We start from the raw sequence: 12,316 nt of genomic DNA on the forward strand, positions 1-12,316 counted from the left end.
TCTGGGCCGGTGATGTTCAGCCAAAAAGCCGGGTCTAACCTGCAGCCGAACCCGAAATAGCGATCAGGCCGCACGACAGATCACCGAGTACCAGCACAGCTTGTCCAAGAGCCTTGATCGGCACGCAAAACCGGTACAAACTGGAAAGAACGGCATTCTACTTGGGGAATGTTGGATAAGATTTTTGGGGGATATACAATGAATAATTCTGCTGTGATTGGAATAATCGCGCTTGCGTTGTCACTTGTCGGCCAACCTTTACTTGCTGATTCACACGCGATGTCGACGGAGGAAGTTCTCAACCACCACTTGACTGCATTTGGCACGGGGGACCTGGAGGGTATGCTATCCGATTACACGGATGAGTCCGTGCTAATACTGCCAGATGTGATGATGACCGGCCCAGATGAGATGAAGCCCGCATTCGAGGCATTCATTGCTGAGTTCTCGCAAGAAGGCACTGAATTCAATTTGACCCACACAAACGTTCACAACAATGTCGCGCATATCGTTTGGACCGCTGAAACGCCCGACAATTCTTATCAGTTCGCGACAGATACCTTCGTGATCGAAGACGGTAAGATATTGTCTCAAACATTGACTATGGTGGTTGTACCAAAGTAGCGGCGGCTCCGTCCGCAGTCCGGACCTTCGTAAGAATCCGACTTAAGGACATGCGGCATGGTTCACAATCGTGCGATCCATCGAGGGGCGATTCCCAAAGCACATCGCGTAGGCGGTTGAGAAATGCGCCGAACTTGAAAAGCCGGTCGCCTCGGAGATGGAGGCCACACTCATCGCCGATCCCTGCACCAATCGCCGCGCAATACCGAGCCGCATCCGACGGTAGTAGTTCATCGCGCTGACGCCGAGAACCTGCGCGAAGATACGGTTCAACTGACGCTCGCTGATGCCCGCGATCAACGCAAGCTGTTGGAGCGAAAGGGGGTCGCCGATGTGGTCTTGCATCGCCGCGATGACAGGTTGGATATGCGGGGACCGGGTGGTTTCGCCAGCAAGGACGCCCGACCTTTGCGGGCTTGCCGCTGCGCGGATTTCGGTGTGCAAAAACCAGTCGCTGACAAGGCGCGCAAAGTCAGCGCCGTGACGGTCGGACAGCAGCGCGTGGATGAAATCCAAAGGCGCGGTTCCGCCACCACAAGTCACCCGGTCGCGGTCTATAATGTAAAGGCGCCGTTCGATCATCAGGTCGGGAAAGCGGCCCGCAAGCTCTGCCGCGTGTTCCCAATGGACGGTCATCCGACGCCCGTCCATCAGGCCCGCCCGCGCCAGAAGAACCGGCCCGCCCGACACACCGCCGACGCGCAATCCTGCCCGCGCGCGACGTTTCAACCATTCAAAAAGCACCTTGTCGTTTAGCGCAAAAGGATCGCCGCCAGCGATGACAAGCAAAAGATCAAGGGGCTCGGTCGAACCGATGGGGACGCAGTTCGAAATTGCCGCCTCTCCGGAACTTTTGGCGGGCGTTTTGTGGGCGAAATGCACAATGTCATAAAGCCGCTTTCCGGACAGCAGATTAGCTGCGCGCAGCGGGTCGGCGACGCTGGCATAAGACATGATCGCAAAGCCCGGCACCGGAACAATACCAATTCGGAAGGGTCGCGTGTCAGCGTCCTGATTTAATATAGAAACGGCTGGTTTTTGCATCCCAACAAACCATGCATCGCAATAGACTTACGTGTCAATTAGCGCGGCGGACAGGCGATGCGATACAACGCACTTACCATTCTGAAACAGGGCCTGACGGGCAACAAAGGCTGGGCGCCTGCCTGGCGCGAGCCTGACCCTAAGCCCGAATACGACATCATCATTGTTGGCGGTGGCGGGCATGGGTTGGCGACGGCGTACTACCTGTCGAACAAGTTCGGCATGAAGAACATCGCCGTGGTCGAGAAGGGCTGGATTGGGTCCGGAAATGTCGGGCGCAATACCACACTTATTCGCTCAAATTATCTGCTGGAAGGCAACCAGCCGTTTTACGAGCTTTCAATGCAGTTGTGGGAAGGTCTTGAGCAGGACTTCAACTATAACGCCATGGTCAGCCAGCGCGGCATCCTGAACCTGTACCACTCGGACAGCCAGCGCGACGCCTTTGCACGGCGCGGCAATGCAATGCACCTGACTGGCTCGGGTGGCGTTATGCTGAGCGAGGCAGAAATCCGCGAAAAATGCCCCTACCTTGATTTTGACAACGCGCGCTTCCCGATCAAGGGCGCACTCTGGCAGCAACGCGGCGGGACGGTGCGCCATGACGCCGTTGCCTGGGGGTTTGCGCGCGGCGCAGACATGAAAGGCGTCGATATCCTGCAAAACTGCGAAGTCACCGGCTTTCAGATCGACAATGGCGTTTGCAAAGGGGTTGAAACCTCGCGCGGCACTATTCGCGCCAAAAAGGTCGCGGTCTGTGTCGCCGGATCATCCGGCCGCGTGATGTCTATGGCCGGCATGCGTCTGCCGATTGAAAGCCACGTCCTGCAAGCCTTTGTTTCTGAGGGCCTTAAACCCACCCTGCCAGGCGTCATCACCTTCGGCGCGGGCCACTTTTACGTCAGCCAATCCGACAAGGGCGGGCTAGTCTTCGGCGGCGATATCGACGGCTACAACACCTATGCCCAACGCGGAAACCTGCCCGTGGTCGAGGACGTCTGCGAAGGCGGCATGGCATTGATGCCCATGATTGGACGCGCGCGGCTTTTGCGGATGTGGGGCGGCTTGATGGACATGTCGATGGATGGATCACCCTTCATCGACCGTACGCATATCGGCGGGCTCTATTTCAACGGCGGCTGGTGTTACGGCGGATTCAAGGCGACGCCAGCGTCCGGCTTTTGCTACGCGCATTTACTCGCCAAGGATGCGCCGCACCCGGTGGCGACCCAGCTTCGTCTTGATCGGTTCCGGCGCGGCGCACCAATCGACGAAAAGGGCGCAGGCCCCCAACCGAATTTGCACTGAGGAGGCTATTCATGATCATTAAGCACCCCCTTCTCGGCCCCCGCGATGCCGCAGAATTTGTCTATCTTGGCGACGCCAATATGATCAAGCGTCCCGAAGGCTTCGGCGAAAATGTCGAGGAGGCTATGTATGAGCATGTCTACCTGCGCGACAATCCCGCAGGCGAACATCATGAGCTTTGGTATCACGAACAGGGGGATCGCTCGTGGCTTGTGGTGACCCGCAACACGCTGACGCACGAGATCAGTTCGGTGGAATTGGCCCGCGATGTGGCCCGCCGCAAAGGACGTTCAAAATGAGCCAGTCCAATCGCATTGACGGCGGCCAGATCGACCGGTCGCGCACGCTGAAATTCCAGTTCAATGAGCGCTGGTTAACTGCCCATCCCGGCGACACGTTGGCCTCGGCCTTGCTGGCGAACGCTGTGCGCCTTGTGGGCCGGTCGTTCAAATACCACCGTCCCCGCGGGATATTCTCGGCCGGGTCAGAAGAACCGAGCGCGCTTGTACAATTGCGAAAAGGTGCGGCGTTGGAACCCAACACCCGCGCCACCACGATCGAGATGTTCGAGGGGCTTTCCGCGACCAGTCAAAACCATCGCGGGTCGCTTGAGCACGACATTCTCGCGGTCAATGATTTGTTATCGCCATTTTTAAGTGCCGGTTTTTATTACAAAACCTTCATGTGGCCAAAGGCATTCTGGGAAAAGCTTTACGAACCCATCATTCGCTCTGCTGCGGGTCTTGGGAAGCTTTCTGGCATGGAAGACCCCGACACCTATGACCACGGATACCTCCACTGCGATGTGGTGATTATCGGCGCGGGACCAGCGGGATTGGCCGCCGCATTGGCTGCCGGTCGTGCGGGACTGCGGGTTATACTGGCCGACGAAGACTTCCGCATGGGCGGACGTCTGAACGCGGAAACCTACGCGGTTGACGGCATGGACGGTGCGGATTGGGCGCTTGGCGTCATTGCTGAGTTAGCAATTATGAACAACGTCCGGCTGATGAAACGCACGACCATCTACGGCGCCTACGATCATGGCATCTTCGGCGCATTGGAGCGGATGACCGACCATCTTCCCGACAGCGGTGACAAACCCCGGCAGGTGCTTTGGCGCATCTATTCCAAGCGCGCTATTCTGGCCGCCGGCGCGACCGAGCGGTCGATGGCGTTCGGCAATAACGACCGCCCCGGCATCATGCTTGCGGGCTCTGTGCGGACTTATGTGAACCGTTTCGGCGTCGCTCCGGGCCGTAAGATCGCGGTGTTTACCAACAACGACGACGGATTGAAGACCGCGGAAGATTTGCGCGCCAAGGGCATAGACGTGACACGGATTATCGACGCGCGCGAGGGCGACGTGGTGGTTAACACCAATGGACGCAAAGGCTTGAACACCATCTTCCTGAACCGCGGTCGTCACGTCGAGGCCGACTGTCTGGCCGTCTCGGGTGGCTGGTCGCCCAACGTCCACCTCAGCAGCCATCACCGGGGCCGCCCTGAATGGCGCGATGACATCGCAGCGTTTGTGCCGGGCGGCGAATTGCCCCCCGGAATGGTCGTGGCCGGGGCTGCGGCAGGCACGATGACGCTGGCCGCCACCCTTGCCGAAGGACACGAAGTGGCCACACGCGTTGCGACCGATCTGGGAAAGTCTGGGTCGCTCGGCACCGCTCCAAGAGCCAGCGACGAGATCTTCGCAACGGCGCCAATCTGGCACGTTAAGGAAAGTAAACACCGCGCGTGGGTCGATCTGCAGAACGATGTGACCACTAAGGACATTACACAATCCTACCGAGAAGGCTTCCGTTCGGTCGAACATCTGAAGCGCTACACGACACTTGGAATGGCCACCGAACAGGGCAAAACCTCGAACATGCTGGGGCTTGCCCTGATGGCGGATGCGTCCGGCAAAACCATCCCCGAAACTGGCACGACGATCTTCCGCCCACCCTATAGTCCAGTGGCCATCGGCGCCTTCGCAGGCCGCGCGCGTGGCAAGAATTTTCGCCCCACACGTCGTACGCCAAGCCACAATTGGGCCAATGAGAACGGCGCGAGCTTTGTGGAAGCCGGCATGTGGAAGCGCGCCGAATGGTATGCGCGTCCCGGTGAAAAAAGTTGGCGCGACAGTGTTGACCGCGAGGTGAAGGCAACCCGCAACGGTGTCGGTATTTGCGATGTCACGACGCTTGGCAAGATCGACATTCAGGGCCACGATGCAGCTGAATTCATCAATAAAATCTACGCAAACGCCTTCTTGAAGTTGCCTATTGGCAAGGTCCGTTATGGGCTAATGTTGCGCGAAGACGGCACCGTTTACGATGACGGAACGACCGCGCGATTGTCCGAGACGCACTTCGTTATGACCACGACAACGGCCAACGCGGTTCTGGTGCTCCGCAACCTTGAATTTGCGCGCCAATGCCTTTGGCCTGACCTTGACGTTCATCTGATCTCAACGACCGACGCCTGGGCGCAATTCTCGGTTGCGGGACCAAAATCACGCGCGCTGATGCAAAAAGTTGTCGACGATCTGGACCTTTCAAACGAGGCATTCCCCTTCATGGCCTGCACGACATGCACCGTATTTGGTGGCACACCCGCGCGCTTGTTCAGGATCTCATTTTCCGGCGAATTGGCCTATGAAATCGCGGTCCCTGCCCGATACGGCGATGCAATGATCCGCGCTATGATGGCGGCTGGCGAAGAGCTTGATCTGACGCCCTACGGCACCGAAGCGCTTGGTGTGATGCGGATCGAAAAGGGCCATGTTGCGGGCAACGAGTTGAACGGGCAGACCGATGCGCGGATGATCGGGCTGGGAAATATGGTCTCACGCAAGAAAGATTTCATCGGCGCCGCTCTTCTCGACCGTCCCGAACAGGTGCGCGAAGATGGCCTGCAACTTGTTGGTCTTCGCCCGATTGACCGAGACGTGTTCCTGACTGCCGGGGCGCACTTTTTTGTGGAAGGCGACCCCGAAGATATGGCCCACGATCAGGGCTGGATGACCTCAGTTGCTTACTCACCAGAGCTTGGCCATTCAATTGGTTTGGGCTTCCTCAAACGCGGGCGCGACCGACATGGTGAACGACTGCGCGCCTTCAGTCCGATCCGTGGACAGGACGTCATGGTCGAGGTCTGCTCGCCGCATCACATCGACCCCGAAGGAGACCGTCAACGTGGCTGACATCCCTCTGACAGCGGCGCCCGCTTTGGGTGACGTTAACCTTACCTTCGCAAGCTGCGTTTTGACAGAACGCACTGACATTGCGTTGATTTCGGTGGCAACGCCGCATGCAGGATATGAAGCGCTTGCCGCAAAAATCAAAGATGTGTGGGGGCTTTCCATGCCGGGCGCGACCGCCTCTTTGAACGCTGGCGCGATGCGTGCCATTCCGTTGGCGGCGGACCAAATGATGCTGGCGTTCACCCCAGACGGCGGCTTGTCCGAGACCTCGGTCCAGGCGGAACTCACCGACGTCGCCTACACGACCATGCAGACCGACGCATGGGCCATCATTGAGCTGTCCGGGGCCGGAGCGACCGCCGCTTTGGAGCGCATCTGCCCCCTCGATCTTGATTCGCAGACCTTCCCAAACGGAGCCGCAGCGCGCACGATGATGGAACATTTAGGCGCCCTCATCATACGACTAGAAGCGGACCGTTTTCTGCTGATGTCCGCAAGGTCATCTGCGCAGTCGTTCCTGCACGCGGTCGAAACATCCTGTCGCTGGACTGCGCCTTAGAAATCGGTCGGCGCACCGCCTTCTGACTTTCGTCTAGCGACAAAATCCGCCAGCTCATCCTGCACGGCGACGTCCATAGGAGGGGCTTCAAAGCTGTTTACGATATCTTTGAAAAGGTGATGCGCACGCTCCGCTGTCCAGATGCCACCGGCAATTTCCCATCCTTCATAATTGCGCCAATCGCTTAAGAAAGGTTGATGAAAGGCCGTCTCGTAGCGGTCCTGGGTGTGCTGGATTCCAAAGAAATGCCCTTCGCCGCCAACTTCACGGATAGCTTCCACCGCGATGTCGTCGGGTGTTGTCGCTGTGATCGCCGGATCAAAATAGCGGATGAGTTGGCCTAAAACCTCGCAATCCATCACGAACTTCTCGGGACTTGCGATCAGCCCGCCCTCAAGCCATCCCGCTGCATGGTAAACGGCATTGGTCCCGGATTGAACCGCAGCCCAAAGCGAGGCGGTCGTTTCCCACATCGCCTGCCCGTCTGGTACGTTCGCCGCGCACGATCCTGAAGACCTAAGCGGCAGCCCGTAAAAACGCGCCATCTGGCCCGTCATCTGCGTGGCGCGTATGTATTCGGGCGTTCCGAACGCAGGCGCGCCTGTCTTCATATCGACGTTCGATGTGAAGGTTCCCAAGACACAGGGGCAGCCTGGCTTTACCCATTGGAACAATGCAATAGCCGCCATTGCCTCGGCGATCGACTGGGCAACTGCTCCGGCCATTGTGACCGGCGCCATCGCACCCGCAAGCGTAAACGGCGTGACAATTACCGCCTGCCCACGCCGCACCATACGCAAACACCCATCGATCATCGGTTGGTCATGCTTGAGCGGTGAAGTCGAGTTGATATTCGTATACATGTGCGGGCGCGACTGGAATTCTTCCTCCGAAAGACCGCCCCCAATCTTAACCATTTCGATGACATCTTCGACCCGCTCTTTACCAAGCGAATAGGCATGCATGACTTTGTCGGTCAGCGTCAATTTATCGTAAACCACGTCCAGATGACGGTCTCTTGCGTGAATATCGACCGGTTCAACCGGGTATCCACCGGCAAAATGGATGCAGTTGAAATATTGCGTAAGTTTTAGCAAATCTTGACACTGCTTGCGGGTCCCTGGAACTTTCCCCGTCTCAAGATCGAAATAATTCGGCGGCGACGAGACATTTCCGAACACCATGTTGCGCCCGCCGATGGTGATCTGACGGTCCAGATTACGCGGCGTGATCGTAAACTCGGACGGGGCTTTCGCCACCATCTCCATCACCCATTCCCGATCCATTCGTACGTTCGAGCCGTTAACCTTAACACCGATTTCCTTGAATAGGTCCAAGGCCTCTTCGTTCAGAAAGTCGATCCCGATCTCTTCAAGAATGCGCATCGCGCCGTTGTGTATTGCCTCGACGCCTTCTTCGTTCAAGGGTTCGGTCGGGCGATCTGTGTTCACAGGAATGATCCAGGGGGCCTGTTGGATAACATCGCTGGACGTGCGACGCGTGTTTCCGGCCCGGCCTCCGGATCTGCGTTTACGCTCGGTGACGTCGGCCATGATGATCTCCTTGGGTTGAGACCATCTTTGGAAAATCCCAGTCGGATCGCCGACGCGTCCGCGACACAATCTGTCGTTTTTGGAAATCCGCCCCTAAGACGCCGACAGCCAGCCTGCGATATGCCCGATGTCAGGCAGCACAACATCCGCTAGATCTGTAAGTGCCTCTGCCTCCGCAAGCCCCGTCAGGACACCAATCGTCGTCATACCCGCCGCGCGGCCGGCTTGCAGATCGTGCCTGCTATCGCCAACCATGGCAGTTGCGCCCGCGCGCATTCCGGTCGCAGCACAAAATTCAAGCAGCTGTCCCGGCTCTGGCTTTGACCCGAACCCGCTGTCATATCCGGAAATGAAATCAAAGTGATGCGTAATTGCATGTGCTTCCAGATGCGCCCGCGCCGGTGCTTCTGAATCGTTTGTGACAAGCCCCAAAACCCGCCCCACTCCCAAAGCGGACAAGGCTTCAAACAAGCCCGGAACAGGCACTGGCGTCATTTCCACGGCATAGCGGTCCATCACCGAAATCAGGTCAAACCCAGCGGGCAGGTATGCCGCCGCCGCCACTGCGACGTCCGCTGCTGAGCCGGCAATGACGACGCTGTCTGGATGAAAAACGCGCGCGACGGGATCAAATCCAATGGCCGTGGCAACATCGCCCACCGCATCCGGCGCGATCGTTGCTATATGATCCAGAACAGTCACTGCCCAGCCGCCCCAGCTGGCCGCAAAGTCGAACAATGTGCCGTCCTTGTCGAAGATTATCGCTTCAATCCGGGGCATGATCTACACCTTCATCCTTCAATAAATACCTCGGGGGAGGCGCTAAGCGCGGCGGGCAGGCCCCCCCCTACCGTCCCTTCCAGACCGGGTCACGTTTTTCCGCAAAGGCACGCGCGCCCTCAAGTTGGTCTTCAGACGCATATAGCCGATCTACCGTGGGTAGCTGACGCGATGTTATACGGCTTAAAGCATCCTGAAACTTAGAATCCTCGGCATCGCGCACAACCTCTTTGATCGCAGCATAAACAAGCGGCGGACCCGAAGCGATCAGCCGAGCAAGGTCCCAGATCGCATCATCCAGCTCCTCGGGCGCCACCACTTCGCGCAGCAATCCAAGGCGGGAGGCTTCTTCGGCGTCCATCCATCGCCCAGTCAAAAGCAAATCCATCGCAACGTGATAGGGAATGCGCTTGGGCAATTTGATCGAGGCCGCATCCGCCACCGTGCCAGAGCGGATTTCCGGCAACGCAAAGCTTGCCGTACTTGAGGCCACAATCAGATCGCACGATAGTGCCAACTCGAATCCACCACCGCAGCAAATGCCGTTTACGGCACAAATCACCGGCTTGTTCATATCCGGCAATTCCTGAAGCCCGCCAAAGCCACCAACGCCGTAGTCCCCGTCGACCGCATCGCCGTCGGCTGCGGCCTTTAGATCCCACCCGGCGCAAAAGAACTTGTCCCCCGCCGCGCGCAATATTGCCACGCTCAGGGTCGGATCATCGCGAAAATCGCGAAATACTTCGCCCATTGCGCGACTGGTGTGCAGGTCAATTGCATTGGCCTTGGGCCGGTCAAGCGTCACCTCAAGGATGGTGCCTTCGCGTCTTGTGCGGATCGCAGTCTCGGTCATTATAAGTCCTTTCGGATCAGCGCATCAGCGGCAACAGCGCCGTTTTCACGTACCATAAGCGGGTTGATCTCAATGTCGATCAGGCTGCCGTCCTGCGCCATCATCGCCTGCACCGACAGCGCAGCGTCAACGATCGCGGCGACGTCTGCTTTTGGCATCCCGCGATAGCCATCAAGCAGCGGCCAAAGCTGCAGGCGTGTCAATGCCGCCTCGATCTCAACGCCCGTCACCGGCGCAATCAACGTGACAGTGTCTGCCAGTAGTTCGGCCTGCACCCCGCCGACCCCAAGCGTCAGGGTGGCCCCGTAAACCGGATCACGCACCGCACCGATAAGGACCTCGGCGACCGCGCCGGTCACCATTTCCTCAAGTAAATAGCCCGATGCGCCGTGAATTGGCGAAAAATCTTTCAGTGTGTCGATGTTCAGACGTACGGCTGCGGCTTCGGATTTATGGGCAAACCCAAGACCCTTAAGCGCAAACGGCGGCGACAAATCGCCAGGATCAACCCCCGCAAGCACCGGTGAGGTCACACCGCGCGGCACCGTAATTCCCGCCGCCGCCAAAAGCGCCTTGGCTGCCGCTTCGTCAAGCATCTCCCCAATCTCCGAAGCGCGCGCGCGCCACGGCGCCCAACCGTCCGTGCCCGGAGGGGTTCGCGCGGCTTCCAAGGCAGCCAGCGCGTCGTTGATTCCCAAAAGCGGGGTCACACCCCCCTGCAAAAGCCTGTCCGAAAGCGCCTCGTCGATGGTGTCGGGCAATGTCGCTACCGCAAAGACCGGCCTACCCGATTGCGCCCTCGCCGCGATCATGGCCTCGAAGGCAGGCTCGAAACTGGACACATTACAGCGGCCTGGATGCGGCTGATCAATCACAAATAGCGTCGCATCAAATCCACTCGCTGCAGTGGTGAAAACATCCGCCATCAAGGGCACGTTCCCCCAGATAAACGTATGATAATCCAAAGGATTCGAGATGGTGACCAAGGGCCCCAGCAATTCAGACAAGCGCGCGGATTGCGCATCCGGAACGGGTGCAAAATCCAAACTCGTCGCCGCGGCGGCGTCGGCAACCAGCCCGGCCTCACCGCCCGAGCACGAGACGGAAAGAAACGTCTGCGCGGTAAGCGGTCCATTGGCATGGCATATTTTCAACGTTTCAATCAGCTCAGGAAGCGTGCGCACCTCGCCCGCTCCGATCTGTTTTAGGTAAGCCGACGACGCCACGCCTCCGCCCGCAAGCGAGGCAGTGTGGGTCATCGCCACCGATTGCCCCTTCGCGCTGCGCCCGGCTTTCAAAACGACGACCCCTTTGCCAGAGGCGCGCGCTTGCACCACCACACGCGCGAAAGCGCGCGCATCGCCAACGCCCTCCATATAGACGCCTAGCGCGGTGACCCGGTCATCCGCCAACATCGCCTCGGCCAAATCGGCCAAATCGGTCTGCGCAGCGTTTCCAAGGCAGGCGAGATAAGCGATTGGAAGACCACGCTGCTGCATCGTCAGAGTCATTCCGATATTGGACGACTGCGTCAGGATCGCCACCCCACGCGCCACCGGACGACAGCCCTGTTGATCCGGCCAGATCGTCGCCCCATCAAGGCTATTGATCACGCCGTAGCAGTTCGGCCCCAGCACCGGCATATCGCCCGCGCGGGATACAAAATCCGCTTGCAGATCATGGTCGCCCGTCTCGGCAAACCCGGACGCGAAACAGATTGCACCGCCACAACCCGCCCGTTTCAGCGCGTCAATAACTTCCAGCGTAGCATGGCGGTTCACGCCGATGAACGCCGCATCTGGGGAGCCTGGCAATTCCGCCACCGAGCGAAAACACCGCCGCCCCGCAATCGTCTCCCGCGTCGGATGCACCGGCCATATTGCGCCCTGAAACCCGGATGTGTCGCATTGCCGAACAACGTTTTCCGCCCACGCCCCGCCAAAAACCGCGATGGATTCCGGATGAAGAAGACGTTTCAGATCACGCATGACCGTCTGGTCTTTCTTCTTGGCAAAAATACTCCCGCCGGAGGCCCAAGATCTTCACCCCCCCAGAGGCCGCAGAAGCTCACGCCCGATGATGTGGCGCTGTATTTCTGAGGTGCCGTCCCAGATACGCTCGACGCGGGCATCGCGCCAGAATCGTGCAATGGGTAGATCATCCATCAGCCCCATGCCGCCGTAAATCTGAAGCGTCGCATCCGTGACCCGCGCCAGCATTTCAGAGGCGTAAAGTTTGGCGCTGGCGATCTCGCGATTGGCAGGCAACCCCTGATCAAGCCGCCAGGCAGACGCCAAGGTCAGCCAGTCCGCTGCATCAATTTCTGTCACCATATCAGCCAGTTGAAAGCTAACTCCCTGAAACTTTCCGATTTGTTGCCCAAACTGTTTGCGTTC

The 12,316-nt window shown here is 58.5% G+C and carries 11 protein-coding genes; 5 read left to right on the plus strand and 6 right to left on the minus strand.

Annotated elements, in window-relative coordinates:
• Positions 1–198: 198 nt before the first annotated feature.
• Positions 199–624, plus strand: a complete 426-nt coding sequence (locus tag Q1B15_RS22830) for a nuclear transport factor 2 family protein (protein ID WP_299758451.1) — start codon at positions 199–201, stop codon at positions 622–624.
• Positions 625–666: 42 nt separating this feature from the next.
• Here the strand turns inward: Q1B15_RS22830 and Q1B15_RS22835 are convergent, their stop codons facing one another.
• Entirely contained in the window at positions 667–1,668 is a 1,002-nt protein-coding gene (locus tag Q1B15_RS22835) for a GlxA family transcriptional regulator (protein WP_299758453.1), read from the minus strand.
• A gap of 57 nt (positions 1,669–1,725) precedes the next feature.
• Between Q1B15_RS22835 and Q1B15_RS22840 the strand changes: the two genes are divergently transcribed.
• The 4 genes from Q1B15_RS22840 to Q1B15_RS22855 are packed head-to-tail and all read left to right on the plus strand — an operon-like array spanning position 1,726 to position 6,734.
• On the plus strand, positions 1,726–2,976 hold the full coding sequence (locus Q1B15_RS22840; RefSeq protein WP_299758455.1) for a sarcosine oxidase subunit beta family protein: 1,251 nt from the start codon (positions 1,726–1,728) through the stop codon (positions 2,974–2,976).
• A gap of 11 nt (positions 2,977–2,987) precedes the next feature.
• Positions 2,988–3,275 carry a sarcosine oxidase subunit delta gene (locus tag Q1B15_RS22845; RefSeq protein WP_299758457.1) on the plus strand — a complete coding sequence of 96 codons (288 nt, stop codon included), beginning with the start codon at positions 2,988–2,990 and terminating at the stop codon, positions 3,273–3,275.
• A complete protein-coding gene (locus Q1B15_RS22850; RefSeq protein ID WP_299758459.1) occupies positions 3,272–6,175 on the plus strand; it encodes a sarcosine oxidase subunit alpha family protein in 2,904 nt (967 codons plus the stop codon). The genes Q1B15_RS22845 and Q1B15_RS22850 overlap by 4 nt, the downstream gene beginning before the upstream one ends.
• Positions 6,168–6,734 carry a sarcosine oxidase subunit gamma family protein gene (locus Q1B15_RS22855; RefSeq protein WP_299758461.1) on the plus strand — a complete coding sequence of 189 codons (567 nt, stop codon included), beginning with the start codon at positions 6,168–6,170 and terminating at the stop codon, positions 6,732–6,734. Before Q1B15_RS22850 ends, Q1B15_RS22855 begins: the two co-directional genes overlap by 8 nt.
• On the opposite strand, the gene Q1B15_RS22860 is transcribed toward Q1B15_RS22855, so the two are convergent.
• From Q1B15_RS22860 to Q1B15_RS22880, 5 genes are all read right to left on the minus strand, one after another.
• A complete protein-coding gene (locus Q1B15_RS22860; RefSeq protein WP_299758462.1) occupies positions 6,731–8,287 on the minus strand; it encodes a trimethylamine methyltransferase family protein in 1,557 nt (518 codons plus the stop codon). The genes Q1B15_RS22855 and Q1B15_RS22860 overlap by 4 nt on opposite strands.
• A 93-nt stretch (positions 8,288–8,380) precedes the next feature.
• On the minus strand, positions 8,381–9,067 hold the full coding sequence (locus Q1B15_RS22865; protein ID WP_299758464.1) for an HAD family hydrolase: 687 nt from the start codon (positions 9,065–9,067) through the stop codon (positions 8,381–8,383).
• Positions 9,068–9,134: 67 nt separating this feature from the next.
• Entirely contained in the window at positions 9,135–9,920 is a 786-nt protein-coding gene (locus Q1B15_RS22870) for a carnitinyl-CoA dehydratase (RefSeq protein ID WP_299758466.1), read from the minus strand.
• Positions 9,920–11,908, minus strand: a complete 1,989-nt coding sequence (locus Q1B15_RS22875) for an acetate--CoA ligase family protein (protein WP_299758468.1) — start codon at positions 11,906–11,908, stop codon at positions 9,920–9,922. The genes Q1B15_RS22870 and Q1B15_RS22875 overlap by 1 nt, the downstream gene beginning before the upstream one ends.
• 54 nt (positions 11,909–11,962) lie before the next feature.
• Positions 11,963–12,316 (minus strand): acyl-CoA dehydrogenase family protein (locus tag Q1B15_RS22880; protein ID WP_299758470.1); only part of this gene is annotated, 354 nt, incomplete at its 5' end.

It is taken from the genome of uncultured Boseongicola sp., assembly GCF_937988555.1.
Lineage (GTDB): Bacteria > Pseudomonadota > Alphaproteobacteria > Rhodobacterales > Rhodobacteraceae > Boseongicola.